This is a genomic window from Myxococcus sp. CA023 (assembly GCF_010998615.1).
Lineage (GTDB): Bacteria > Myxococcota > Myxococcia > Myxococcales > Myxococcaceae > Myxococcus.
The window spans coordinates 22,487-46,458 of the sequence record NZ_JAAEAH010000036.1 but is presented as its reverse complement, the minus strand read 5'-3'; the positions used below and the strand labels follow the sequence as shown (position 1 = coordinate 46,458).

Here is a 23,972-nt window from a genome sequence, read left to right as displayed (position 1 = left end):
CGCTTCAACGGGAAGGCGGGTACTTCTGTAGCTTGCGCTGGAGCGAGCGCCGGTGGATGCCCAGCTTGCGCGCCGCCTCGGAGATGTTGCCGCCGCAGTCCGCCAGCACGCGGTTGATGTGCTCCCACTCGGCGCGCGCCAGGGACGGGGCCTCGAAGCTCTCCGATGTCGCGACGGAGGGCTCGCCGGACGCACGCGCGAAGGCCGCGAGCAGGTCATCCGCGTCCGCGGGCTTCGGAAGGTAGTTCACCGCGCCCAGCCGGATGGCATCCACCGTGGTGGCGATGCTTCCGTAACCCGTGAGGACGACGACGCGCGTGGAGGCATCCACCGCGAGCAAATCCCTCACCACCTCCAGGCCGTTGCGGCCCGGCATGCGCAGGTCCACCACTGCGTACTCGGGTGAGTCGCGGCGCGCGGCGGCCAGGGCCTCGTCGTAGTCCCTCGCGGTGGTGACGTCCCAGCCGCGCTCACGGAAGGCGCGGGCCAGCCGCTCGCGCAGGGTGGAGTCGTCATCCACCAGCAACAGGCTGGGCCGCTGCTCCGTGCCCGCGCTCGCGATGCTCATGGCGCGCCCTCCGTCACCGGCAGCGAGAGGCTCGCCGTGGTGCCTCGGCCCGGCGTCGAGCGCAGTTCCAGGGAGCCGCCCAACTGCTCCACCAGCGTGCGCGCCAGGAAGAGCCCCAGGCCCATTCCTTCGCCCGGTGGCTTGGTGGTGAAGAAGGGCTCGCCCGCCCGGGACAACACGTCCGCCGCCATCCCCGTGCCCGCGTCGCGCACCTCCAGCAGGGCACCTTCGCCGCGCGCTCGCACGCGCAGCTCCACGGGACGTGACACCTGGGACGCCTGGAGCGCGTTCTTCACCAGCCCGCGCAGCACCCGGGCCAGTGCCCGAGGCGGGCCGTGGACGCGCCAGTCGCGGGCCTCGGTGGGCAGTTCGACAGTCACCCGCTCCGCGCCGGGAAGCTCCGCCAGCATGTCCTCCACCAGCCGGCCCAGGGGCACGGGGTGGAAGGGCTCACCCGTCGTCTGCCCGGCGTCCGCGGACATCTGCACCAAGACGTCGCGGCAGCGGTCCACCTGCTGGCGGATGAGGCGCAGGTCCTCGCGAACGGACTCGGAGGTGCCCGCGGTGGCCAGCGCGCGCTCCACCTCCTTGGTCACCACGGCGATGGTGGACAGCGGCGTGGACAGCTCGTGCGCGGCGCCCGCGGCCAGCGTCGCCAGCGAGGCCACCTTCTCCCGCCGCGCGTGCAGCGCGCGCGCCTGCGCCAGCTCCTGCTCCCGCGCCCCGAGCGCCCGCGTGACGCGCTGGACGAAGTAGACAATGAAGCCCGCGGCCACGGCGAAGGCCACCCACATGCCGTTGATGTGCAGCCGCATCAGCTCCGCGTGGTCCGGCCGCGACAGGCCCGCTGGCAGCTCCACGTCCTGCAACACGAACAGCGAGCCGAAGGCCGTCAGCGTGAAGCCGAGCAGACCCCACATCCACCGCGAGGGCAGCAGCACGGTGCCCAGCGCCACGTTCACCAGGTAGAGCGTGGTGAAGGGGTTGTGCGTGCCGCCGCTGAGGGCCAGCAAGCCGGTGAGCACCAGCGTGTCCCACAGCATCAGCTTGCCAAGGGTGCCCTCCGTCACCCGGAGGCCGCGCGCCAGCCACGCCCGCACCGACACGTTGGTCAGCGCCTCCAGGCCCAGCAGCGCGAACAACACCGACACGGGCAGCGCCAGCTCCAACCCGAAGGCGGCCACGCCGATGACGAGCATCTGGCCCAGCAGCAGGCCCCATCGCAAGCGCAGCAGCCACTCCAGGTTGATGCGAGCCCGGGAGTCGGGCTCTGGGAGCGGTGGGGCGGCTTGGGGCGGAGGCGTCATGGTGCGACGGAGGAGGGAGGCACCACCGAGCGGGCCACGTTGCCCACCAGGTCCACGTTGGCGGGTGGCTGCTCGGCGCTGACGCCATCCAGCCACGTATCCCACGAGAGCGCAAAGACGAGCTGCGTGTGAGGATTGGCTTCCGAGAGCGTCACCCACTCCAGTAGCACGTCCACCGAGGCACGCGTCTGGAAGCTCACCTCGAAGGGCTGGGGCTCGCTGTCCTGTCCGGTGCTCAGGGTGCCACGCAGGTGCAGGCTGCGGCCCACCATGTCCACCGGCGCGTCGCCCTGGGCGGCGGCGGCCAAGCCTTGCGCGTCGTTGCCCGCAGGCTCGAAGTTGAGGCGCGCGTGGCAGTAGCGGCCCGGCGGCGGGTGCACCGCGCCCAGCGGAATGACCGTCCCATCCTCGCCGTCCAGGTTCACCACGTGCGCGGAGTCCAGCCGTGTGGGGTGAGTCACCGTGTGGTGGGCCCACGCCGTGCCCACGGGGGACAGCTGACGCAGGAAGCGTTTCCAGCCGACCTCTGCGCAGGGGAGTAGCTCCACGCTGCCCAGCGTGACGAAGCCGCTGGTGAGGACGGCGCGGGTGCCCTGGTCGTTCATGAGCTCGCGCGCGCCGGCCGCGCCCGAGATGGGCCGCGCCCGGGCGGTGATGAGCGCGAGGTCGAGCGTCATGCCGTCCTGGACGTTGGTGCCGCCGCAGCCGGCGAGAGACAGGAGCGCGGCGGCGCCCACGGTGACGGGCTTGAGGAAGGAGCGCATGGTTCAGAGGTCGTAGGCGACGGACAACATCGCGATGGGCGTGGGGACAACGCGGCCACGCAGTTGGTTGATGAAGGGCACGCGCACGCCCGCCGCGACGACGACGTCCATGCCCGGGCTGAAGATCACGTCGGGAGACGCGTAGCCGATGAATCCGCCCGTGTGCTCATGGCGCTCGCTGTCCGTGTGGCCCTGGTGCTCGCCTTCCGAGTCGGCCGGCGCTTCCAGGCGGCTGTCGAAGCCCAGGCGCAGGGCCCAGCGGGCCGATGGCTGGTATTGCGCGGCGAGCGTGGTGCGGAGGGAGGCACCCGCACGGAAGCCTTGGATGCCGCGCGTAGGGAAGAAGCCGGTCGCGCTGGCCAGGAAGGACCAACTGCCGCGGAAGTGCTGATAGGCGAGGCCGGCCAGTGGATCCACTGAACCGCTGCCCAACTGACTGTCCAGGGCCAACTGGGCGCCGTCCGGACCGCGCAGCACGGGCGCGGTGGGGAGCTTCACGCCGCCCAACACGCTGAACAGGTGGTCCGCGGAGAAGGCCTTGTCCTGGAAGAGGAACACCTTCGCGGCGACCTCCACGTCGCCAATGCCCCAGCCGCGGTCCCGGGCGAGGCTGACGTGCCGCACCTCGCGGGCCTGCAGGGGCAGGGTGGCGGAGAGGAACAGCCAGGGGAGCGGCGCGTAGGCCACCGCCAGGTCCATGCGCGCCTCGCGCAGGCGCAGGGCGTCCACCCCTTCCTCACCGACCGTGTGGCCCCAGCCCCGGACGGTGGAGGACACGCGCAGGCGGCCGGAGAACGGCTGCTCGGTGCCCATGGACATGAGCGTGGGGTCGCCACAAGCGCAGGTGGCGCAGGCCCAGGCGCTCGAGGTGGGGACGAGCAGCAGGGCGCTGGACAACAGGAGGGTGACGGTCAGGGCGTTCTTCACGGCCCGCGCACCATACGTGCTGGCCTGGAGGCCCGCGTGTGGCGTGTTGTCGCAGCGTGACATGGCCTGGAAGGGCTGGCGGCGCAGGGCGAGCGGGCAGGCGAGCGGCCGGTGTCACGCAGGAATCGATGCTCACTTTGAGAATGACGACGTCCTGCCAGCGTTGTGGGGCTGGGAGGAGGGACGACAGGGAGGATTCATGGGCGTGCTAGCGCCGATTGGCCGGCTGCTCTTTTCGGCCATCTTCATCACCAGCGGCCTGAACCACTTCTTCCAGTTGGAGGCGCTGACGGGCGTGGCCCAGGCGTCCGGGGTGCCGGAGCCGCGCATGGCGGTGCTGGGGTCCGGCGTGGCGCTGGTGGTGGGCGGCTTGTCCGTGCTGCTGGGCGTGTTCGCCCGCCTGGGCGCGGCGGCCATCGCCATCTTCCTGCTGTCCGCCGCCTTCATGGTCCACAGGTTCTGGCTGGTGACGGACCCGGTGCAGGCGCAGGACCAGCTCATCCACTTCATGAAGAACCTCTCCATGGCGGGTGGCGCGCTGTTCATCGTCTACTTCGGGTCCGGGCCCTTCAGCCTGCGGCGCAAGAAGGCGGAAGGGCTGGGGAGCGGGAGGCTGGGCGTTCCGCTGCGGCCTTGAGGCTCAGGGCGTGGGGGCGCTGACGGCCGGGGCTTCCGCGCTGTCGGGAACCCAGGTGATGAAGGCGGCGGCCTCGGGCAGGTTCTTCTTCAGCTTGTCGCAGGGGACGTTCCCCACGGCACCACTCGATATGATCAGGAAACAGCTCTCCGCTCGCGGGTCGATGAGATAGGCGCGCCGACCGTCGATGTTGATGATGGCGAATCCCCCCGCTTTAGGCAGCTTGACGTAGTCGAGGTGAGACGGAACGCAGCCTACGAGCGGCAGCAGGAGCACGGCACACCGGAGCAGTGATTTGCGCATGCGGCGCATGTTACCCGCCCCGGCCCGCGGCACCATCTGAGTTGGGAATCCTCAGCGCTGGACCGCAAGGATTCGCCAAGTCTTCGAGTCGATCGCATACCGCGCCCCCATGTCGTAGGGGGCACCCTTTCTCTCGCATGCGTCGGGGTCCAGCGAGATGCTCACGAGGATGATTCCGCCTTCGTACGGAGCCGCTGTCACGTCGTAGGACTCTCGCCGATAGAGGCACTCCCCTCCGGGCCGGTCGCCCGGCGGGAGCTTCAGGTCCCATGGCAGGTAATCCTCCATGGCGAGCTGGACAGCCTGGGCCAGGGGGCGCCGGATGATGACGCGTCCCTCTTCCGGCATTCCAACGGGGAACTCGAACCTCGAGGCTTCCTCCACGGGCGCATGGACAGGACGAGGCGGCTTCTTGAAGAGGGCGCATGCCGGGAGCGTGCACAGGCACATCAGGGGCAACCACTTTGGCATGATGTCTCCTGTCAGTCCTCGCGTCCGACGGGGGTGATGAAGCCGAACGGTTTGTCTGCGGGCTTGATGAGCCCGATGCGGACCCACTGCTTCCCTCGACGCGAGTAGACCTCGCCGGGCCTGTCTACATCATCCAGGTGGGGGATCAGCTTCTGGATGTGGCACGCCGAATCGAACTGAATCTTGATGAGCCAGAGTTGATTGGCTGCGCGCCGGTCCGGCTCGGATAGCGGCGAAGGGTGCCAGGGATGACTGTGGTAGTCGGCGAGGATGGAGAGGGACCGGGCCTCGGGGTCGATGACCTTGCGAACGGGAAAGCAGGACTTCTTCGTCGCTTCCCTACGCAGTTGCCATCGGCCGAGGGGAGAAGGATGGCTGACGCGGTAGATGCCGTCGCCTCGGGAGTAGATGAGGCCGCAGTACTCCTGTCCGTAATCCCTGTCGGTCGCGCCCGGGAGCTTCATGATGGCGGGGCACAGGCGGTCGATGACGTCATCCACGTCCCGGGATGGCTCGACGCCAGACCATGGCCCCCGCGCCCAGACATAGTCCGAGTCGTCGCTGATGAAGCCGTAGTGCTCCGTCTCGTGTGCCTTGCGAGGAGCGCTTTCACAAGCAAGGCACACGAGGAGCAGGAATGCAGGCCACCAGCGCTTCGGGTGCATGCCCCCTGCTTAGGAGATGCGCGGCGGGCTCGCAAGCCAGGCTGGCGTGTGCTACCCCGCGCTGACGGAGGCATGTCGCAGCGTGAAGAAGGCCACCTCCGGCTCGCTGCCCCGGCGCAGATAGGGGCCGCCGAAGCCGAAGCCCAGGCCCCGGTTCACGTACAACTGGTTGCCATTCACGTGGTAGTGGCCGCGGATGTACGGCTGGCCCGCGCGGCGGAAGAGGGCCTCCGTCAGGCCGCGCACCACGAACTGGCCGCCGTGCGTGTGCCCGGAGAACTGCACCAGCCCCGCGTGCGCCGGCAGCTTCTCCGCCGTGGGCGGCGTGTGGGCCAGCACCAGCCGCGTGCCGGACACCGGCGCACCCCGGAAGGTGGCCTCCACGTCGTCCCGGCCGGTGAGCCCGTCGTCGATGCCCAGCACCGTCACCGGCGCGCCCTTCACGTGCACCTGCCGGTGCTCATTCTGCAGCACCGTGTAGCCCATCCGTTCGAAGGACTCGCGCAGGTACGGCGCGTTCACCCAGTGGTCATGGTTGCCCATCACCACGTAGACGGGGCCCTCGATGCCGGCCAGCAGCTCGCGCACGCGCGGCAACGGCTTGGGGCTGTGCGTGACGTAGTCGCCGGTGAGGAACACCAGGTCCGGCTTCTCCTCGTTGACCGCCTCCACCGCGCGGCGGATGCGCAGCGCCGAGGTGGCCTGCCCCACGTGCACGTCCGACAGCTGCGCGATGCGCAGGCCGTCATGCTCGGCGTGCATGTGCTGGACCATCAGCACGTTCTCCGAAAGGGAGAAGTGGTCCCGCCAGCGCAGGCGCCGCTCCGTGCGGAAGGGGTCGGCACCGCTGCGCGCGACCAGCGCATTGCGCCCGTCCTCCTGCATGTTCCGCCGGAAGCTGTTGGCCGGAGCTGACAGGGGGGCGTCACGACGGGCGAGACGTCTCAGGCGCATGCGGTTCGGTTCCTTTCGGTGCCGGGGACGGCGTGAGGGCTCGATTGTAGCGAGCCAGGCGAGGTGGGTTGAAGCAGGTGTCCCTCGCACGCCTGCCCAGCCAGCGGCCGGCGCTCGGGGTGCGGAGAAAACCCGCGCGATTTCAGGAAGATTCCACAGCGTCCTCAGGCATCCTTCCATCATTGGACAGACGTCCGGGGGGCGTGCAGTGACGGTGACCGTTGGGATTGCTACAGAAGGTGGAGGAAGCGCCGCGCCCCCTTCCGGCGGCGGTTCGCGGCCGGTGGAGCTGGCCGAGCTCATGTCCACGGTGCCGCTGGGCATGGCCATCATCGACCGCGAGCTGCGCTTCGTCGAGGTGAGCGACGCCATGGCCGCCATGCATGGCGTGTCGCGCGAGGCCCACCTGGGCCAGCCCATGGTGGAGGTGCTGCGCGCCGAACCCTCCGCGGCCGATGTCGTGCGCCGCGTCCGCCGCGTGCTGGAGACGGGCGTGGCGCTGGAGGGCGTGGAAATCATCCACCGCGAGTCGGGCGCCCACGGCGAGCGCACCCGCGTCTATCGCGCCAGCTACCACCCCGTGCGCCGTGATGGCGCCATCGTCGCCGCGTGCATCTACGTGGAGGACATGACGGAGCGCCGCCGCGTGGAGGCCCAGCGCGACGCGGGCGCGGCCCGGGAGCGCTCGGTGCGCGAGCAGGCCCTGCGTGAGACGCAGGAGGCCGTGCGCGCCCGGGATGAGTTCCTCAGCGTGGCGGCCCACGAGCTGCGCACGCCCCTCACCAGCCTGCGCCTGCACCTGCAGCTGCTGCTGCGCCAGGTGGGCGGCTCGAACCAGGAGCCGCCCGCGGAGCTGGCGCCCAGGGCCCGCGTGCTGGACCGCCAGTTGTCGCGGCTGGTGGGGCTGGTCAACACGCTGCTGGACGTGTCGCGGCTGGCTGCGGGCCGGCTGTCGCTGGAGCCCCGGGAGCTGGACCTGGCGCAGATGGTGCGGCAGATGGCGGAGGCCTTCTCCGAGGAGTTCAACCGCGCCGGGAGCACGTTGTCGCTGCACGTGGACGGACCGCTGCTGGGTGAATGGGATTCGCTGCGCCTGGAGCAGGTGCTGGTGAACCTGCTCTCCAACGCCGTGAAGTACGGCGGAGGCCAGCCGGTGGAGGTGTCGCTGGCCCGCGAGGGCCCCACGGCGGTGCTCGCCGTGAAGGACCAGGGCATCGGCATCTCCGAGGACGGCATGGCGCGCCTGTTCGGCAAGTTCGAGCGCGCGGTGTCGGAGCGGCACTATGGGGGCCTGGGCCTGGGCCTCTTCATCACCCGTCAAATCGTGGAGGCCATGGGCGGCAGCATCACCGTGCGCTCCGCGCAGGGAAAAGGCTCCACGTTCATCCTCCGCCTGCCCACGCGGCCCCCGGTGCCCACCAAGGCCGCCGCGGGTTCGCGGTAGATTCAAGACGCGAACCCCCGGGGCGCCCGTGCGTGGCACCCCGGGGGCTCCCCCGCGCTTCAGTTGCCGCGGAGGACCGTCAGGCCTCTGTCGGTGAGGACGTACAGCGCCGCCGGCGTCACCCGCGGGTCGTAGATGAGCTGCCGCACCTGGGAGTCGCTCACGTCCGCCACCTTCTCCAGCGTCTTCAGCGGCGTGAGGCGCCACAGGCCCGAGCGGTCCGTGCCGATGTAGAGCGAGCCGTCCCCCGTGGCCGCCAGCGCGTTGATGTTCTGGAGCGCGGCGTTCTGCTCCGCGTTGGCGCCGGTCAGCCGGGTGCCCGTCTGGGCCTGATTGGTGGCCCACACAATCGTCATCTCCCACAGGCCGTGGCCCTTGCTGCCCAGGTAGTAGCGGCCGTCGGTCGTCTGCTGGAAGCCGCGCCAGCTGTCGAGCTCACTGATGCCGTTGAGCTGGGGCAGGTAGGAGGACTCCACCTTCATCCGGTTGACGCGCTTGTCCATGTTGTCCCAGTCGCCGTGGTGGGGCGTCGGCGTGACGATGCCGAACATCCACTCGTTAGCGATGAGGACGTCCCCGTCCTGCGCGATGCCGAGCCCGTAGGTGTAGCCCGCCATCTGGCTGCCCTTCTCGTTGAGCCATACGGGGTGCCGGTGGGAGCTGTACTCCAGGCCGCGGATGCGAGTGACGCCGTGGTTGGAGCCCACGTAGACGTCGCCCTCGTCACGGCCGTGCATCACCGTCACGCAGCTCAGGATGCTGCGGTCCTCGTCGAAGTGGTGGTCGTTGCTGTTGCGGATGCCCAGGTTGTGCACGTCATCCAGCCGGCGCGGGCCTGTCTGCACGCGGGGATTGCCGTTCGCGTCCGTCGTGTTGCGCACCGACTGGTGCAGGTGCTCCTCGAGGACAATCTGCCCGCTGCCGTCCAGGCGCACCACGTCCACGTCACCCTGCTTGTAGTACTGGAGCCGGCGGTGGCTGTACGGGAAGCACGGCTGCGTCGGGTCGGGCTGGTAGCACTCGTTGGGGCTGACGATGTAGTTGGTCTGCAGGCCCGGGAAGTCCGGGTCCGTGCGCAGGTCGGTCGTGGCGTAGCCCACGTAGGCGCGGCCCGCGCGGCCACCACAGATGACGGTGGAGCCGGTGGCCGCCCGGTCTAGACCGAAACCGCCCTGGGCCTGGCCAATGGGCGAGCGCGTCCAGACGACCTGCCGCGAGTCCGCGCGCAGCACGCCAATCCGGTCGCCATCCAGCAGCCAGATGTTGTGCGCGGCATCCACGCCCACCGCCTGCGCCCGGGAGATGTTGTAGCGGGACGAGTAGTTCGTCACCGCGTCCGTCGGCCACGGTCCTTCAACAGGACCGCTGCCCGCGTCCGGCTGTGGCTCCGAGCCCGCGTCCGGCTGCGTGCCGGCGTCGGGCTCTGGCCGCGTCACCGGTGGAATGTTGTCGATATCGTTGCCCGTCGTGGGGAACGTGGGCTCGTTCGAGCCACCGCATGCCCATGCCGTCATCACCACTGCCCCGAGACACCCGCCCCACAGTCGTCGATTCACCGCTTCCTCCTCCCGGGGACGCACAGCAATTCGCATACCGGGCCTTGGACGCCTGGCCGCCTGGGAAACAGGGTCAGCGTGGGCAAAACGTTTCCCTGTCTGGAGAAGAAGAGGGCCTCGCGGTGACGAAAAACGAACGGGCCCGCCTCCGGTGTGGAAGCGGGCCCGTTCCGAGGCACGATGCGCGTGTCGCCAGGACTACCGCGTCGGCGTGCCGTCGAGCTCCTTGTCGACGGACTCATGCGGCTGCGTGCCAGCGCCGCCGGTGCCCGGCTGCTTCTTCTTGGCACCCTTGGGGCTGGTGGCGCGCAGCTCCAGCGCGACGACCTCATCGCCCTCCAACTGGAACTTCGCGCGCACCGAGGCGCCTTCCGGAATCTCATCCGTCTTGGCGACCTTCTTGCCGTCCAGCATCAGCACCGTCTTGTCGCGCACGTCCAGGTCCGCGTCGGGCAGGCCCGGGCGGGACAGGCTCACGCCGTCCGCGGTGGCATCCTTGAGGGTGCCTTGCAGGCTCATGGCCTTGTCCATCTTGAAGGTGCCTTCATCCTCCGTCTGGATGCCCGTCACGTCCTTGGCGGCCTTGCCGATGGCGGGCCCCACTTCGGTGGCGTCCACGCCGGTGCTCTTCTCCGTACCGGGGCGGGGTACCTGCGTTTGCGACGGCTGCTGCTGCGCGAACGCGGCGCTTCCCACGCACAATGCGACTGCGGCGATGAGCTTCTTCATCATCCCTCTCCCTGGGTTCAGTTCGGTTGGACCGACTGCTGGGAGCAAGGGTGGGGCCGCTTCCTGCTCTCGCCAATCCAGGCCGAGTGCCCCAGGGACGGCCCTGGCCGCAGGGCAAGCGAGTAGGCGCCCGCGCTCAGTTGGGCAGCTGACTGAGCCGCTTCACCGCGTTGAGCAGTTCGCGCAGGTCCAGCGGCTTGCGCAGCCAGCCGGCGACGCCCAGGCCTTCCGCCGCGCCCCTCACGTCCATGTCCGCGCTGGCCACCAGCACGGGGATGCGGTTGAAGCCCGTGTCGTGACGCAGCGCCTCTCGGAAGGCGAAGCCGTCCATGCGCGGCATCATCAGGTCGAGCAGGATGAGGTCCGGCATGGATTCGACCTGGCGGAGCTGTGTAAGCGCCTCCAGGCCATCCGCCGCGAGCAGGAGGGCGTAGCCTTCCAGCTCGAATACGTCCTGGAGCGCGTCACGAATGTCGAGGTCGTCATCGATGACCAGCAGTGTCTGGAGCGGTTGCACCAAAGCCTCCGGCGAAGGCGGGGCAGTCTCCCCCGCGACGCCGTCGCCACGATGTGTCCGCCTCCCTGAAGGCGGAAGCGCGTGGCAAGCCAGGGGGCGGGAAAATGCTCAACCCCCGACGCATGCCAGGCCGCTCTCCGATCATCTTCCGAGGGCGGGGCGCGGTGCGCGCTCCTGGGGCCACGGTGGCCCCGTCACTCAGTTGCAGCCGTCGCAGAGACCGCGAAGCTGCACTTCCACCGAGCGCTGGGACACCGCGCGGGGCACGCCCTTCGAGGACGCGATGCGGACCGACTCCTCCGGGAGGCAGGCCACGGTGCCGCAGTCGGTGCAGGTGAAGTGCGGGTGGCTGCCGCTGTGCCCCCCGCCCGCGCGCTTCAGTTCGAAGCGCCAGACGTGGTCGCCCAGGTCCGCCCGCACCACGAGCCCGGCCTCGGTGAGGTCCGTCAGGTTGCGGTAGATGGTCACCCGGTCGTAGCCCTCGTCACCCAGCGCGTCCACCAGGTCGGCGTGGCTCATCGGGGACGTGGCGTCCTCCAGCTCCCGCAACACCGCCACACGGGGCGCGGTGCTGCGCAGGCCCGCGGAACGAATCCGGTCCTGAAACTCGGTGAGCTTCGGCTGCACGGCACTTCTCTTTGCTCCCATGATGCCCTTTCGATAACCGATTTGACGGCCACTTTCACCCTGCTGAGACCTGGAGCGTTGAGTCCTCACGCTCCGCGTCATGCATCCCAGCGGGTCTCCCCCGACTCTCCGCGCGTGCTCCCGGTGTTGTATCTGCTTCCAATGCAATCAGGATGCAGAAGAATCGTCGTTGCCGCCGTGATCGGGTGAGCCGTGAGTCCAAGGACCCCGCCTGGTGCCTGGTGGCTGGCGTGTCCGGCGTCACCCGACGGCGGGGATGATGCGGGAAGTTGGAGCTCCGGAAGCCGCGCGGCATGTCACAGGGAAAGACCTCGGAGGGGGCGGGCTGGCCACAGGTGGCCCCTGCCTGCCCGGATGCGATTGTTGACGGGATACCGCTGCCGTCGTGGATGCATCCGCCACGCAAGTGCGTTCCTAGAGGGGGATGCCGAGGGCCGGCGACCGACTGGCGGTCATTTGCACCGGAGAACACTTGCCGCCCGACTGCTTGACTCGCTGCGTCCGGTGCCCAGACTGCGACTCTTTCCTTCATCTGGGGTGTCCGGACGCCCTGGCCGCACGCCCGCCTTCGATTCGTCGTGATGACGCCTTCCCTCCTGCTCATCGAAGACCCTGGTGCCTCCCGGGAGCTCCAGGTGCTTGCCCTGGAAAGTCAGGGCTGGCGGGTCTGGGTTTCCGCGGACGTTCCGGGCGCGCTGACGCTGCTGCAGACGCAGTCGGTGCAGGTGGTGGTGGCGGCGGCCGGCCTGTTGATATCGGATGGGACGCACCTGGAGTCACTGCGGCACGCACTGTCGCTGGCGGGCGCTCTGTTGCAAATCAGCGCCTTCCCCGCAGAGCGGGAGGCACTGCGCCCGCTCGACCTGTCGGTGGAGCGCTACCTGAGCCGGCCCCTGTCGCTGGGGGCGCTGGTGGAGGGGGCGCGGCAGGCCTTCCCGGTGGAGGCGGCCGGGGGGCCGGAGGCACGGAGGCCCCGCGTGCTGGTGGCGGATGACGACCCGGTCTCCCGCAAGCTGGCGCAACTGCACCTGGCGCCCTTCCGTTTCGAGGTGGTGCTGGCGGCGGATGGCGCCACGGCGCTGGACCTGGCGCGGCGCCGCGGTCCGGACGTGGTGCTGGCGGACGCGCTGATGCCGGGCATGGACGGCTTCAAGCTGTGCCTGGGGTTTCGGCAGGACCCCAGGCTGGCCCGGGTGCCCGTCATCCTCACGCACACCATCGCGCCCGACGAGCTGGACTTGCGCATGGCCCACAACGTGGGGGCCAACGGCTTCGTGCGCAGGACGCAAGAGGGCGACGAACTGGTGGGCGCGCTGCTGCGTGAGCTGCGCGCCGGCGGGCCTTCCTACACGTCGCCACCCGCGGACCTGAGCACCGAGGACCACCTGTACCGGATGGTGCGCCAGCTGGAGCGGCGGGTGGGGCTGCTGGAGCAGGCCGAGCGCACCGCCCGGGAGAGCGAAGCGCGCTACCGCCTGGTGGTGAGCGGCTCCTACGACGGCATCTGGGACTGGGATTTGCGCGGTCAGGCCTGCTACTGGAGTCCGCCGCTGCTGGACATGCTGGGCCTGGGGCCGGGGGACTTCGGCGGGACGTTCTCCGCTTTCCTGGAGCTGATTCACCCGGAGGACCGGCCGGACGTCATGGCCGCGCTGTCCGCGCACCTGGAGCGGGGCACGCCCTATGACGTGTCCTTGCGGCTGCGGCACGTCACCGGCACCTGGCGTTCGTGCGTGAGCCGTGGCCGGGCGCTGCGGGACGCGCAGGGCCGCCCGGTGCGGATGGCCGGCATCATTGGCGACGTGACGGAGCAGCTGCGCCTCTACCGCGAGACGCAGGAGGCGGTGCGCGCGCGCGACGACTTCCTCAGCGTGGCGGCCCACGAGCTGCGCACCCCGCTGGCGGCGTTGCGGCTGCGCGTGCAGGGCGCCCAGGGCGTGCTGCGCGCGGGCCTGAGCAGCGGGACGGAGCGGCTGGAGCGCGCGCTGGATTCGGCGGACCGGCAGGTGCAGCGCCTGTCGGACCTGGTGGAGTCGCTGCTGGACGTGTCGCAGCTCCAGGGCGGCGCGCCCCGGCTGCACCTGGAGGACGTGGACCTGGCGCTGGTGGTGCGCGAGGCGGTGTCACGTTCGGAGGATGCGGCGGCGCGCGCGGGCTGTCTGCTGGTGCTCAGCCCGCTGGAGCCCACGCCGGGACGGTGGGACGCGGCGCGCCTGTCCCAGGTGATGACGCACCTGTTGTCCAACGCGATGAAGTTCGGGCCGGGCAAGCCGGTGGAGGTGGCGCTGGAGTCCGGGCGGGACGTGGCGACGCTGATGGTGAAGGACCATGGCATCGGCATCGCGCCCGGGCGGCTGGAGAGCCTCTTCCGCCGCTTCGAGCGCGCCGTGCCGGTGCGGCACTACGGCGGGTTGGGCCTGGGCCTGTACCGGCTGCGCCGCATCGTGGAGGCGCATGGGGGCGGCGTGTCCGTGGACAGCACCCCCGGAGAGGGCGCCACGTTCCGCGTCCGTCTGCCGCGCGAGGGCCCGCCCGCGGTGAGGGACTGACGGCGTCCCTGTCGCTGACTCGAGTGAGTCCCGGGAGGTGACGAGTGCGTCCCGCTCCTCCGGCGACAACCTGCGGAACGCCTCGCGTGAGGACGCCCGGGCCGACGGCGTCCGCACTGCAGGCGCGTCGGGACTGATACCGGGGGTCCCAGGCGGGGCACGTCGCTGCTGTGGACTGTCTGCCAGTGTGCGCTGTGGCAGCGCCATGTCCGGCCATGTCTTTCAACTTCGCGGAATCGCTCTAGGTTCGGTGGCCGTTTCCAGGGGACGCCATGGCAGATGTGCTCGTCGTTGATGACAGCAAGGTGATGCGCGACATGGTGGTCGCGTGCTTGCGGCCCTATCCGGGCCTCACCTTCACGCATGCTTCCAGTGGCTTGGAGGCCATCGAGCGGCTGTCGCTCCAGCCGTATGACTTGCTGGTGCTGGACCTGAACATGCCGGACATCGGCGGCATCGAGGTGGTGGAGTTCGTGCGTGGGCAGGACCGGCTGCGCGAGCTGCCCATCATCATCGTCACCACGCGTGGGGACGAGGCCTCGCGGACGCGGGCGTTGGCGGCGGGGGCCAGCCGTTTCATGACGAAGCCCTTCACGCCGGACGCCATCCTGTCGGAGGTGCGTGGGCTGCTGGAGGGGAGGCGCGCTTGAGCGCGTCCGTGGACCTCGCGGACTTCCTTCCCGCCTATCTGGCGGAGGCGGAGGAGTTGCTGGGGATGGGGCACCGCCAGTTGCTGGCCATGGAGGCCAGCATCCGGCGAGGGCTGCCGCACCCGCGCGCAGTGCGCGAGCTCTTCCGCGCCGTGCACACCATCAAGGGCCTGTCGGCCATGGTGGATGTGGAGCCCATCGTCGACATCGCCCATTGGATGGAGACGTGCCTGCGCCACGCCGACCGGGCGGGGGGCCGCCTGCCCGAGGCCAGCGTGGAGCCGCTGATGGAGGGGCTGCGCGAAATCGAACAGCGCGTCCGCCAACTCGCCGCGGGCAAGCAGGCCTCGCCGGTGCCCCCGGGCCTGCTGTCTCGGCTGGAGGCGCTGGATGCCGAAGGCGCTCCGGGTGTGAGCGCCGCGAAGGCCGCGCCCGCCGCGCTGGCGCTGGAGGAGGCCGTGGCCTCCCGGCTCTCCGCGGCGGAGCGGGAGCAGCTCACCACGGGCGCCACCGATGGCCGCCGCGCGGTGCGGCTGGACTTCATCCCCGGCGCGGACCGCGCCGCCAACGGCATCACCATCAACAGCGTGCGCGAGCGCGTGGCCCCGCTGGGCGAGACGGTGAAGGTGCTGCCCCTGTCGGGGCCCACCGTGGGCGGTGGGGCGCTCACCTTCGTGCTGCTGCTGCTCACCGAGGCCTCCGACGCCGCGCTGCTGGAAGCCGCGGGGGGACCGCCCGCGTCGGTGCGCCCGCTGGCCGTCGTAGCCCCGCGGACACCCGCTCTGGCGCCCTTGCCCGAGTCGGCGCTGGCGGACGAGGAGCCCGAGGAGGCGCGGCGTGGCGGCGGCTCCCTGCGGGTGGACGTGTCGCGCCTGGACGAGGCGCTGGAGCGGCTGGCGGCGCTCGTGGTCAACCGTTCGCGGCTGACCCGCGCGGTGGCGGCGCTGACGGCGGCCGGCGCGCCCACGCGCGAGCTGCAGGCCATTCTCCAGGAGAACGCCCGCCAGCTTCGCGACATGCGCACGGCCATCCTCCGCTTGCGCATGGTGCGGGTGGGGGATGTGCTGGAGCGGCTGCCGCTGTTGGTGCGCGGCCTGCGCCGCAGCACGGGCAAGTCGGTGCGGCTGGAGCTGGACGTCGGGGACGCGGAGCTGGACAAGGCCGTGGCGGACCGGCTGCTGCCCGCGCTGGTGCACCTGGTGCGCAACGCGGTGGACCATGCGCTGGAGTCGCCGGAAGCGCGCCGCGCCGCGGGCAAGCCGGAGGAAGGCGTGGTGCGCGTGGCCAGCCATGGCCGGGCGGGTGGGCTGCTGGACCTCACCGTGGCGGATGACGGACGCGGCGTGGATGCGCGGGCGGTGGCCGCGCGCGCGGGCGTGCCCGTGCCTCCGACGCCGGACGCGCTGCTGGAGGTGCTCTGCCGGCCCGGCTTCTCCACCCGGGATGCCGCCAACGCGACCAGCGGGCGGGGCATGGGCATGGACATCGTCCACCGCATCATCGTGGACCATCTGGGCGGCGAGCTGGGGATGGAGACGCGGCCCGGCGCCGGCACCACCTTTCGGCTCCGCGTGCCGCTCACGATTACGCTGCTGGACGCGCTCGTCTTCGAGTGCGCCGGGCTTCGCTACGCCGTGGCGGTGGGCTCCGTGGAGGAGCTCATCGAGGTGGACGCCGCGCGGCTGGTGTGGCCCGCGGGCGCGGGGGGCGTGGCCCTGCTGGAGCGCCGGGGGAACTCGGTGCCGCTGATGGGGCTGGCCCGGTTGCTGGGGCGCGGGGAAGCGGACGGCCGTGGAGGCTCGGTGGCCAAGGCGCTCCTCGTGCGTCAGCGCGGTGAGCTCGTCGCGTACGGCGTGGACCGGTTGGTGGGGCAGCAGGAAATCGTCCTGCGTCCGCTGGAGGACCCCTTGGTGCGCGTGCCCGGCGTGGTGGGCGCCACGGACCTGGGGGATGGGCGGCCCACGCTGGTGCTGGACCTGGCCGCGCTCGGGCTGGCGCGCGGTGGCGGCGCGCCGCACCGACGCAGGGCTTCCGTCCGGGAAGAGGGGCGCCTCGCATGAGCGTGCTGCATGTCGTGTTCAAGGTAGACGGAGCCGAGTACGTGCTGCCCGCGGCGGACGTGCTCCAGATGGAGTCCTTCACGGGGGCCACGCCCGTACCGGGCGCCGCGCCGCACGTCGCCGGGCTGGTGCAGGTGCGCGGTCGCGTCATCCCGGTGGTGGATGCCCGCCTGCGTTTCGGCCTGCCTCCCCTGGAGCGCACGCTCGACTCCCGGGTGGTGGTGGCGCAGCTCGGCAGCCGTGTCGTCGGGCTCGTGGTGGACAGCGCCCGCGAGGTGCTGAAGCTGGACCCCCAGCAGCTCAAGCCGCCCCCTCCGCTGGTCGTGGAGGGAGCGCGCGGTTTCGTGAAGGCCGTGGCCCAGGTGGGCCCGCGCCTGGTGATGCTCATCGATTTCCCTCGGGTCATCGGGGAGGAGACGTTGGATGGCGACGGACAGCGGTAACGCAGGGGTGGCGCTGGAAGAGGCCCGTACCCTGGCCGAAGACGCGCGACGCAGTGTCCAGGAGAGCGTGGGGTTGGTGCAGGCGGTGGAGGGGCTCGCGACGCGGCTGGCGGCCGGCGGCAACGAGCAGGCCGCGGCCTCCGAGCAGGTGCGCGCCGCCATCGAATCGGTGGCCGCGCACGTGGAGGAGACGGGCCAGTCCATCCATGAGCTGGTGCGCTCGCAGCGCACGGTGAGCGACTCCGCGCGGGCCCAGGTGCAGGAGGCCGAGGCCACCGCGGGCACCCTCCAGGAGGTGAACGCCTCCGTGGCGGGCGTGCGCAAGGACGCCGCGCACCTGGCGGCCTCGGCGGACACCACGGCGGGGGCGCTGGAGGAGGTGTCGCGCTCGGTGAAGGGCGTGAGCGCCAACGCGGAGGAGCTGGCCGCCTCCAGCGAGGAGCTGCTGGCCTCCATGACGGAGATGAACGCCACCGTGGCGGACCTGGTGGCGCGCAACCAGTCCAGCGCCGCCGCCACCGAGCAGGTGGCCGCCACCGCCGAGGAGATGGCCAAGGGCATTGTCCGGCTGTCCACGGATTCGCAGGGCGTGGGCGAGCGCGTGGCGCAGGTGACGCAGGCGGTGGCGGGAATGGTCCGCTCCCTGGGCGAGTCGTCCCGGGACGCCACGTCCATGGCCTCCAGCGTGGAGGACACGGCGGCCACGGTGGAGGAGCTGGCGCGCAGCGTGAAGGGTGTGGCGGAGAACGCCCGGGCGCTGGAGGCCCACTCCGCCACCACCGCGTCCACCGTGGAGGAGGTGGCCGCCAGCGTGGAGGAGGTGGCCGCCACGGCGGAGAAGAACGCGGCGACAGTGGAGGCCAACGCGGCCACCATCGAGCAGCTCGCCCGCTCCGCGCAGACGGTGGCGAAGGCCTCCGAGCAAATCAATTCCCTGGCGGCTGGCAGCGCCACCGCCTCCGCGCAACTGGAGGCGTCCACGCGGCGGGTGGCGCAGATGATGGAGGAGGCGCGCACCACCGCCGAGCGCGTGGGGAGCACCGCGCGGGAGGGGGGCGCCACGGTGACGCGCTCCATCGCCGGCTTCGGCCGTATCCGCGAGTCCATTGTCGGGTCGGCCGGAGTGATGAAGGAGATGGGGCGACGCGCCGAGGAGATTGGCGACATCGTGCAGACCATCAACCTCATCGCGGACCGCACGAATCTCTTGTCCCTCAACGCCAGTATCGAGGCGGCGCGCGCCGGTGAGCACGGCAGGGGCTTCGCAGTGGTGGCGGAGGAGATTCGCGCGCTGGCGGACCGCGCGGCGGCGGCCAGCGCGGACGTGGCGAAAATCGTCCGGGGCCTGCAGACGACGGCGCGCGAGGCGGCCACCGCTTCGGGCGAAGGCGTGCGGGCGGCGGACGAGGGCGCGGCGCTGGCTGGGGACGCAGAGCGCGCGCTGTCCACCATCCTCAAGGGGGTGGAGGACCTGGGGAACAACGTGCGCGAGGTGTCGCGCGCCTCCAGCGAGCAGGTGCAGGCCACGCAGGCGCTGGTTCAGGGCACCGCGAAGGTGAGCGAACAGGGGCGGGCCATCGCCACGTCCGCGGCGGAGCAGGCGCAGGCGTCCCAGTCGCTGGCGCAGGGCGGCGCGGAGATGCGGCGTATGGCGCGGCAGACGATGCAGGCCACCTCCGAGCAGGCGCGCGCGCTGCGCGACGTGGTGCGCTCCAACGGTCAGCTCGCGGAGGCGGCACAGAAGGTGTCGCGCGCCGTGCAGGAGCAGGCGCTGGCGGCGGCCGACCTGGCCAAGGGCACATCCCAGATGCGCCAGCTCGTCCAGGGCGTGAGCGTGGCGGTGACCACCCAGAGCCGGGACGTGGCGGGCGTGGGCACGTTGGCGCAGGAGGCGGCGGCGTCCACCCAGCGCACCCTGGTGGGGCTGGCCGAGCAGGCCACGGCCGCCCAGGAGGTGACGCGGGCCATGGAGGAGACGCGCAAGCAGGTGGCCCAGTCCGCGCGCGGCATGACGGAGCAGGCCCGCGCCCTCAAGCAGAGTGAGACGGCCAGCCGCCAGGTGGCGAAGCTGGCCGCGTCGGTGACGCGGGCCGCCGAAGAGCAGTCGAAGGCGCTCAGCGGGCTGGTGCGGGAGGCGGACGAGGTGCGGCGCGTGGCGCGGCAGACGTCGCGCGCGCTGGACGAGCAGACGGAGGCGCTCGGTACGCTCACGGCCTCCGCCAGCCGCCAGGCCACGGGCGTGGCCGTGGTGGCACGCGCCAGCGCGGAGGCGACGGCGGTGATGGAGGGCCTGGCCAAGAGCGTGGAGGAGATTCGCCTCCGGGCGCGGGACATCACCACCGCCACCGCGCAGCAGGCGCGCGCGACGGCCACCACCGCCACGGAGGTGCAGGAGGTGGCGGGTCGGCTGGCCCACCTCACGCGGCTGCAAGGCGCGCAGTCGGAGAGCCTTTCGCGGCTGCGAGGCGCGCTGGGTGGCGTGAAGGACAGCCCGGAGGCCGCGGCGGCCTCGCCGCGGGAGCAGCGGGCATGACGGTCGCGTCCTCGACGTCGGTGCACCCGCTGACGCTGTCGGCGGAGGACCGCTCCCAGGTGGATGAGGTGGAGCAGCTCGCCCGGCGCGGCACCGCCAGCCTGGCGCTGCTGGTGGGCGGGCTGGATGCCCAGAGCTGGGCGGTGCGGCGCGCCGTGGTGGGCGCGCTGGCGAAGCTGGGGACGCCCGCGGTGGCGCCGCTGCGCGACGTGCTGCTCCACCGCCGCGACAGTGAGGCGCGACTGGCGGCCGCCGTGGAGGCGTTGGTGGCCTCCACCGGTGATGTCGAGGGCACGCTGGAGGCGCTGGGGGAAGACGCCAACCCCGCCATCGTCTGTGACGTCGCCCAGGTGCTGGGCCGGCGCCGCAGCCGGCGCTCGGTGCCGCTCTTGGCCCGGCTCACCGTGCACCCGGACGACAACGTGGCGGTGGCGGCCATCGAGGCGCTGGGCCGCGTGGGCGGCGGCGCGGCGGTGGACGCGCTGCTGGCGGCGCTGGGCAGCGGGAACTTCTTCCGCATCTTCCCCGCCATCGACGTGCTGGGCCGGTGTGGAGACCCCGTGGTGGTGCCCGCGCTACTGGGCCTGCTGCCAGACCCCTTCTACACCCTGGAGGCGACACGCGCGCTGGGGCGCACCGGTCAGGAAGCCGCGGTGCCCTCGCTGGTGGGGCTGCTGCGCAAGGGCAATGACGCGTCGGTGCGCGCGGCGGCGGTGGCGCTGGTGGACATCCACGAGGCCCAGGTGCAGCGCTTCGGCGGCTCGCGCACCGTGCACACCGCGGTGCGGGGGCCGGAGTCGGCGGTGCTGGGACGGCGGCTGTCGCAGTGTGTCTCGAGCGCGGACACGACGGAGAAGACGGCCCTCTCACGCCTGCTGGGCTGGGTGGGGGGCAGGACGCCGCATTCGGGCTGCTGAAGCTCCTGGACGGGCCGGACCCGTCGGTGGCGCGCGCGGCAGCCGGCGCGCTGTCGGAGCTGGGCGCGGACGCGGACACCCAGATTCTCCAGGCGCTGCGCGAGGGCGACAGCCTCCGGCGCCGCGTGCTGTTACCGCTGGTGGGCCGCAGGGCCGCGGCGGTGCCGGACGTCATGTCGTGCCTGGAGGACCGGGATGCGTCGGTGCGCGCCCTGGCGGCGGACACGTTGTCCCGCATTGGCAGCCCGGCCGCGGTGCCGGCCCTGTTCGAGCGGTTGGTGGACGAGGACCTGCGCGTGGTGCAGGCCGCGGTGGGGGCCATCCAGTCCCTGGGCAGCGACACCACAGAGAAGCTGGCGTTGCAGGCGGCCCGTTCCCCCGACGTGCGCCTGCGCCGCGCGGCGCTGCGCATCATCTCCTACTTCGGCTATTCCAAGGGACTGGAAGTGCTGCTCCAGGCCATGCGGGACCCGGATGAGCGCCTGCGCGACGCGGCCATCTACGGCCTGCCCTTCATCGAGGACCCGCGCGCGGTGGACGCGCTGCTGACGGCCGCCAATCACGAGTCGGAGCGCACGCGCGCGGCGGCCATGCGCGCGCTGGGGCAGACGGAGAAGGAGGCGCGCATCACCTCCACGCTGCTGCGGGGCCTCAACGACCGCGACCCCTGGGTGCGCTACTACGCGTGCCAGGCGCTGGGGAAGCTGAACGAGGAGGCCGCCGCGGACGCCATCGTCGCGCTGGCGGACGACGCCGCGGGCCAGGTGCGCGTGGCGGTGGTGGACGCGCTGGCGCACATGCACACGGAGAGCGCGATGTCGGCGCTCCAGCGCGCGGCGGCCAGCGCGGACGCGGATGTGCGGCGCGCCGCCCTGCTGGGGCTGGGCGTGGGCCGGCGGCCGGACGCGCTGCCCGTGCTGCTGGAGGCGGCGAAGTCGGAGGACGCGGCCACGCGGCTCGTCGCGCTGTCCGCGGTGGCCGAATACGAGGCGCCGGAGACGCTGCCCGCGCTGCTGCATGCCGCGGGTGACGGCGACGACAGCGTGCGCAGCGCCGCGGTGGGCTTCATCGCCACGCGCCCCGGTGTCCCGGCCACGCAGGCCCTGGTGTCCCTGCTGGGGGACATGACGCTGCGCGAGCGGGTGGTGAGCGCCTTGGCGTTGCCCCTGGAGGGACGGTTGCCGGGACTGCTGGCCGCGCTGGAGGCGGCGGACGAAGTCACGGCGCCGCTGCTGGTGGCGGCCCTGGCCCGGATGCGACGGGCGGACGCGCGCGCCGCGCTGATGCAGCTCCTGGCGTCCGCCAGTCCGGCGGGCCGTCGCGCCGCGGTGCCCGCGGTGGCGGCATTGGGGACGTTGGAGGCACGCGAGGCGCTGGAGCGCGCCTCCAATCAGGACGAGGACCCCGAGGTCCGGCGGGCCTGCCGGCTGGTGCTGAGCCGCTGACGCCCCGCCATGTTCTCACTGCCCATGTCTCCCCAGGTGTTCGCCATCCTGGCCGCGCTCATCGAGCAGCGCTCCGGGGTGCACTACGCCCCCGAGGACCGGGAGTTGCTCGCCGACAAGGTGGTGCCCCGCGCGCTGGACGCGGGCTTCGATTCGCTGCTCGACTACTACTACTTCCTCCGCTACGACCCGGCGGGCTCCGAGGCGCTGGACGCGCTGGTGGACTCGCTGCTGGTCCACGAGACGTACTTCTTCCGGGAGGCTCTGCCGCTGCGGGTGCTGGCCGAGGACCTGCTGGTGCCCGCCGTGCGCGCCGGACGGCGGCCCCGGGTGTGGAGCGCGGCCTGCTCCACCGGAGAGGAGCCCCTCACGCTGGCGATGATTCTCGCGGAGCTGGGCGTGCTCGACGAGGTGGAACTGCTGGCCAGCGACCTGAGCGCCCGCGCGCTGGAGCGGGCCCGCACCGGCGAGCACAACCTGCGCTCCCTGCGCGCGCTGCCTCCGGGCGTGGAGGGCCGGTGGCTGGAGACGCGCGAGGGGCGCCCACGCGTCCGGCCGGAGTTGGTGGGCGCGGTGGACTGGCGGCGCGTCAACCTGGTGGATGCCAGCGCGGTGGCGCAGCTGGGCACCTTCGACGCCATCCTCTGCCGCAACGTCCTCATCTACTTCCAGGACGACACCGCGCGCGGCGTGGTGTCGTCCCTGACGCGCGCGCTCGCTCCGGAGGGACGCCTGCTGGTGGGGACCTCTGAGTCCCTGATGCGCTTCGGCACCGCGCTCGCCTGCGAGGAGCGGCGCGGCGCCTTCTTCTATACCAAGGCAGGGCCATGACGGCGGTGTCTCCCATTCGCGTGCTGGTGGTGGATGACTCCGCCTTCGCCCGCAAGGTGCTGCGGCAGGTGCTCTCCAGCGCGGAGGGCTTGGAAGTGGTGGGCGTCGCGCGCGACGGCCTGGACGCGCTGGAGAAGGTGGCCGAGCTCTCTCCGGACGTGCTCACGCTGGACCTGGTGATGCCGGGCCTGGACGGGCTGGGCGTGCTGCGCGCGCTCGCCTCCAGTGCCGCCGCGCCCCGCGTGGTGGTGGTGAGCAGCGCGGGCGAGGAGAGCGAACTGGCGGTGGCCGCGCTCCAGGCCGGCGCGGTGGAGCTGGTGAACAAGCCCACCGCGCTCGCCACCGAGCGGCTGTATGAGCTGGGCGGAGAGCTGGTGGCGAAGGTCCGCACGGCCGCGGGCGCGGTGGCTCGCGCGCCGCCGGAGCCGGCACCCTCGCCGGAGGCCTCCTCCGCGCCGGTGGCTCGCGCGGTCGCGAAGAGCCTGGTGGTGGTGGGCACCTCCACCGGCGGGCCGCAGGCGCTCACCCGGCTGCTGTCCGAGCTGCCCGTGGACTTCCCCGCGCCGTTGGCGCTCGCGCTCCACATCCCCACGGGCTACACGGAGGCGGTGGCCCGGCGCCTGAACGCGCACTGCGCGCTGGAGGTGTTCGAGGCGGTGGACGGGCTGGAGCTGCGCCCCGGCCGCGTGGTGTTGGCGCGCTCCGGGCAGCACCTCAAGCTGGAGCGCCATGGGTCGGTGACGCTCGCTCGGCTGGACCGGGAGCCGCTGCGCACGGCGCACCACCCCAGCGTGGACGTCCTCTTCGAAAGCGCCGCGCGAAGCTGGGGCTCGGACGTGGTGGGCCTGGTGCTCACTGGCATGGGGGACGACGGCGTCGCGGGCGCCCGGGCCATCCGCGAGGCCGGAGGCACCGTCCTCACGGAGAGCGAGTCCTCCTGCGTGGTGTACGGCATGCCGCGCGCCGTGAAGGAAGCCGGGCTGGCCACCGCCAGCGCTCCGCTGGAGGGCATGCTGGCGCTGCTGCGGCGTCATGTGCGCTGAAGGCCGACCTT

23 protein-coding genes are annotated in these 23,972 nt (G+C 71.8%); 11 read left to right on the top strand and 12 right to left on the bottom strand.

Annotated features, from left to right (window positions below; genetic code table 11):
- Positions 1–4: 4 nt before the first annotated feature.
- From F8M74_RS17380 to F8M74_RS17365, 4 genes are read right to left on the bottom strand one after another with little or no spacing between them, the layout of a single operon-like run.
- Positions 5–568, bottom strand: a complete 564-nt coding sequence (locus tag F8M74_RS17380; protein WP_141254218.1) for a response regulator transcription factor — start codon at positions 566–568, stop codon at positions 5–7.
- The gene (locus F8M74_RS17375) at positions 565–1,875 is read right to left on the bottom strand and encodes an ATP-binding protein (RefSeq protein WP_141254216.1); all 1,311 of its coding nucleotides are present in this window, start codon (positions 1,873–1,875) and stop codon (positions 565–567) included. The genes F8M74_RS17380 and F8M74_RS17375 overlap by 4 nt, the downstream gene beginning before the upstream one ends.
- Positions 1,872–2,639, bottom strand: coding sequence for a hypothetical protein (locus tag F8M74_RS17370; protein ID WP_141254214.1), 768 nt, complete (start codon positions 2,637–2,639; stop codon positions 1,872–1,874). The genes F8M74_RS17375 and F8M74_RS17370 overlap by 4 nt, the downstream gene beginning before the upstream one ends.
- Positions 2,640–2,642: 3 nt before the next feature.
- The gene (locus F8M74_RS17365; RefSeq protein WP_171410100.1) at positions 2,643–3,566 is read right to left on the bottom strand and encodes a transporter; all 924 of its coding nucleotides are present in this window, start codon (positions 3,564–3,566) and stop codon (positions 2,643–2,645) included.
- Positions 3,567–3,765: 199 nt separating this feature from the next.
- Here F8M74_RS17365 and F8M74_RS17360 point away from each other — a divergent pair, with 199 nt between their 5' ends.
- Positions 3,766–4,203: a DoxX family protein gene (locus F8M74_RS17360; protein ID WP_141254211.1), complete on the top strand. Its 438-nt coding sequence runs from the start codon at positions 3,766–3,768 to the stop codon at positions 4,201–4,203.
- 3 nt (positions 4,204–4,206) lie between these two features.
- On the opposite strand, the gene F8M74_RS17355 is transcribed toward F8M74_RS17360, so the two are convergent.
- From F8M74_RS17355 to F8M74_RS17340, 4 genes are read right to left on the bottom strand one after another with little or no spacing between them, the layout of a single operon-like run.
- Complete coding sequence (locus F8M74_RS17355; protein WP_141254209.1) at positions 4,207–4,515, bottom strand: hypothetical protein; 309 nt, start codon at positions 4,513–4,515, stop codon at positions 4,207–4,209.
- A 42-nt stretch (positions 4,516–4,557) separates the two neighbouring features.
- Positions 4,558–4,977: a hypothetical protein gene (locus F8M74_RS17350; RefSeq protein WP_141254207.1), complete on the bottom strand. Its 420-nt coding sequence runs from the start codon at positions 4,975–4,977 to the stop codon at positions 4,558–4,560.
- A gap of 11 nt (positions 4,978–4,988) precedes the next feature.
- Complete coding sequence (locus tag F8M74_RS17345) at positions 4,989–5,642, bottom strand: Mov34/MPN/PAD-1 family protein (RefSeq protein ID WP_141254206.1); 654 nt, start codon at positions 5,640–5,642, stop codon at positions 4,989–4,991.
- A gap of 51 nt (positions 5,643–5,693) precedes the next feature.
- Positions 5,694–6,596: a metallophosphoesterase gene (locus F8M74_RS17340; RefSeq protein ID WP_141254204.1), complete on the bottom strand. Its 903-nt coding sequence runs from the start codon at positions 6,594–6,596 to the stop codon at positions 5,694–5,696.
- 283 nt (positions 6,597–6,879) lie between these two features.
- On the opposite strand from F8M74_RS17340, the gene F8M74_RS17335 reads away from it, so the two are divergent.
- Positions 6,880–8,040 carry a PAS domain-containing sensor histidine kinase gene (locus F8M74_RS17335; protein ID WP_141254271.1) on the top strand — a complete coding sequence of 387 codons (1,161 nt, stop codon included), beginning with the start codon at positions 6,880–6,882 and terminating at the stop codon, positions 8,038–8,040.
- Positions 8,041–8,099: 59 nt separating this feature from the next.
- Here the strand turns inward: F8M74_RS17335 and F8M74_RS17330 are convergent, their stop codons facing one another.
- The 4 genes from F8M74_RS17330 to F8M74_RS17315 all read right to left on the bottom strand — a co-directional run bounded on the left by F8M74_RS17330 (position 8,100) and on the right by F8M74_RS17315 (position 11,490).
- Positions 8,100–9,596, bottom strand: a complete 1,497-nt coding sequence (locus F8M74_RS17330; RefSeq protein ID WP_228559424.1) for a hypothetical protein — start codon at positions 9,594–9,596, stop codon at positions 8,100–8,102.
- A 198-nt stretch (positions 9,597–9,794) separates the two neighbouring features.
- The gene (locus tag F8M74_RS17325; RefSeq protein WP_141254202.1) at positions 9,795–10,328 is read right to left on the bottom strand and encodes a hypothetical protein; all 534 of its coding nucleotides are present in this window, start codon (positions 10,326–10,328) and stop codon (positions 9,795–9,797) included.
- A 133-nt stretch (positions 10,329–10,461) separates the two neighbouring features.
- Complete coding sequence (locus F8M74_RS17320; protein ID WP_163884463.1) at positions 10,462–10,842, bottom strand: response regulator; 381 nt, start codon at positions 10,840–10,842, stop codon at positions 10,462–10,464.
- Between the two features lie 198 nt (positions 10,843–11,040).
- A complete protein-coding gene (locus tag F8M74_RS17315) occupies positions 11,041–11,490 on the bottom strand; it encodes a Fur family transcriptional regulator (protein ID WP_011556888.1) in 450 nt (149 codons plus the stop codon).
- A 581-nt stretch (positions 11,491–12,071) separates the two neighbouring features.
- Between F8M74_RS17315 and F8M74_RS17310 the strand changes: the two genes are divergently transcribed.
- The 9 genes from F8M74_RS17310 to cheB all read left to right on the top strand — a co-directional run bounded on the left by F8M74_RS17310 (position 12,072) and on the right by cheB (position 23,961).
- Complete coding sequence (locus tag F8M74_RS17310) at positions 12,072–14,039, top strand: ATP-binding protein (protein ID WP_216619676.1); 1,968 nt, start codon at positions 12,072–12,074, stop codon at positions 14,037–14,039.
- A 272-nt stretch (positions 14,040–14,311) separates the two neighbouring features.
- Entirely contained in the window at positions 14,312–14,689 is a 378-nt protein-coding gene (locus F8M74_RS17305) for a response regulator (protein ID WP_090487211.1), read from the top strand.
- Complete coding sequence (locus F8M74_RS17300) at positions 14,686–16,749, top strand: chemotaxis protein CheA (RefSeq protein ID WP_141254197.1); 2,064 nt, start codon at positions 14,686–14,688, stop codon at positions 16,747–16,749. The genes F8M74_RS17305 and F8M74_RS17300 overlap by 4 nt, the downstream gene beginning before the upstream one ends.
- Positions 16,746–17,192: a chemotaxis protein CheW gene (locus F8M74_RS17295; protein ID WP_141254195.1), complete on the top strand. Its 447-nt coding sequence runs from the start codon at positions 16,746–16,748 to the stop codon at positions 17,190–17,192. Before F8M74_RS17300 ends, F8M74_RS17295 begins: the two co-directional genes overlap by 4 nt.
- Complete coding sequence (locus F8M74_RS17290; protein WP_141254193.1) at positions 17,173–19,725, top strand: methyl-accepting chemotaxis protein; 2,553 nt, start codon at positions 17,173–17,175, stop codon at positions 19,723–19,725. The genes F8M74_RS17295 and F8M74_RS17290 overlap by 20 nt, the downstream gene beginning before the upstream one ends.
- The gene (locus F8M74_RS38545; RefSeq protein WP_305847176.1) at positions 19,722–20,642 is read left to right on the top strand and encodes a HEAT repeat domain-containing protein; all 921 of its coding nucleotides are present in this window, start codon (positions 19,722–19,724) and stop codon (positions 20,640–20,642) included. Before F8M74_RS17290 ends, F8M74_RS38545 begins: the two co-directional genes overlap by 4 nt.
- Positions 20,643–20,668: 26 nt before the next feature.
- Positions 20,669–22,087 (top strand): HEAT repeat domain-containing protein, encoded by a 1,419-nt coding sequence (locus F8M74_RS38540; RefSeq protein WP_305847175.1) that lies wholly within the window; start codon positions 20,669–20,671, stop codon positions 22,085–22,087.
- Positions 22,088–22,096: 9 nt separating this feature from the next.
- Positions 22,097–22,918 (top strand): protein-glutamate O-methyltransferase CheR, encoded by an 822-nt coding sequence (locus F8M74_RS17280; protein WP_141254190.1) that lies wholly within the window; start codon positions 22,097–22,099, stop codon positions 22,916–22,918.
- Entirely contained in the window at positions 22,915–23,961 is a 1,047-nt protein-coding gene (cheB, locus tag F8M74_RS17275) for a chemotaxis-specific protein-glutamate methyltransferase CheB (RefSeq protein ID WP_141254189.1), read from the top strand. Before F8M74_RS17280 ends, cheB begins: the two co-directional genes overlap by 4 nt.
- Positions 23,962–23,972 lie beyond the last annotated feature (11 nt).

What these genes read in the sequence shown, in the direction of transcription:
- F8M74_RS17355 (WP_141254209.1), bottom strand. Translation starts at nt 4,515, where the DNA reads ATGCGCCGCATGCGCAAATCACTGCTCCGGTGTGCCGTGCTCCTGCTG.
- F8M74_RS38545 (WP_305847176.1), top strand. Translation starts at nt 19,722, where the DNA reads ATGACGGTCGCGTCCTCGACGTCGGTGCACCCGCTGACGCTGTCGGCG.
- F8M74_RS17290 (WP_141254193.1), top strand. Translation starts at nt 17,173, where the DNA reads ATGGCGACGGACAGCGGTAACGCAGGGGTGGCGCTGGAAGAGGCCCGT.
- F8M74_RS17310 (WP_216619676.1), top strand. Translation starts at nt 12,072, where the DNA reads ATGACGCCTTCCCTCCTGCTCATCGAAGACCCTGGTGCCTCCCGGGAG.
- F8M74_RS17280 (WP_141254190.1), top strand. Translation starts at nt 22,097, where the DNA reads ATGTTCTCACTGCCCATGTCTCCCCAGGTGTTCGCCATCCTGGCCGCG.
- F8M74_RS17350 (WP_141254207.1), bottom strand. Translation starts at nt 4,977, where the DNA reads ATGCCAAAGTGGTTGCCCCTGATGTGCCTGTGCACGCTCCCGGCATGC.
- F8M74_RS17340 (WP_141254204.1), bottom strand. Translation starts at nt 6,596, where the DNA reads ATGCGCCTGAGACGTCTCGCCCGTCGTGACGCCCCCCTGTCAGCTCCG.
- cheB (WP_141254189.1), top strand. Translation starts at nt 22,915, where the DNA reads ATGACGGCGGTGTCTCCCATTCGCGTGCTGGTGGTGGATGACTCCGCC.
- F8M74_RS17370 (WP_141254214.1), bottom strand. Translation starts at nt 2,639, where the DNA reads ATGCGCTCCTTCCTCAAGCCCGTCACCGTGGGCGCCGCCGCGCTCCTG.
- F8M74_RS17360 (WP_141254211.1), top strand. Translation starts at nt 3,766, where the DNA reads ATGGGCGTGCTAGCGCCGATTGGCCGGCTGCTCTTTTCGGCCATCTTC.
- F8M74_RS17375 (WP_141254216.1), bottom strand. Translation starts at nt 1,875, where the DNA reads ATGACGCCTCCGCCCCAAGCCGCCCCACCGCTCCCAGAGCCCGACTCC.
- F8M74_RS17295 (WP_141254195.1), top strand. Translation starts at nt 16,746, where the DNA reads ATGAGCGTGCTGCATGTCGTGTTCAAGGTAGACGGAGCCGAGTACGTG.
- F8M74_RS17305 (WP_090487211.1), top strand. Translation starts at nt 14,312, where the DNA reads ATGGCAGATGTGCTCGTCGTTGATGACAGCAAGGTGATGCGCGACATG.
- F8M74_RS17325 (WP_141254202.1), bottom strand. Translation starts at nt 10,328, where the DNA reads ATGATGAAGAAGCTCATCGCCGCAGTCGCATTGTGCGTGGGAAGCGCC.
- F8M74_RS17345 (WP_141254206.1), bottom strand. Translation starts at nt 5,642, where the DNA reads ATGCACCCGAAGCGCTGGTGGCCTGCATTCCTGCTCCTCGTGTGCCTT.
- F8M74_RS17315 (WP_011556888.1), bottom strand. Translation starts at nt 11,490, where the DNA reads ATGGGAGCAAAGAGAAGTGCCGTGCAGCCGAAGCTCACCGAGTTTCAG.
- F8M74_RS17380 (WP_141254218.1), bottom strand. Translation starts at nt 568, where the DNA reads ATGAGCATCGCGAGCGCGGGCACGGAGCAGCGGCCCAGCCTGTTGCTG.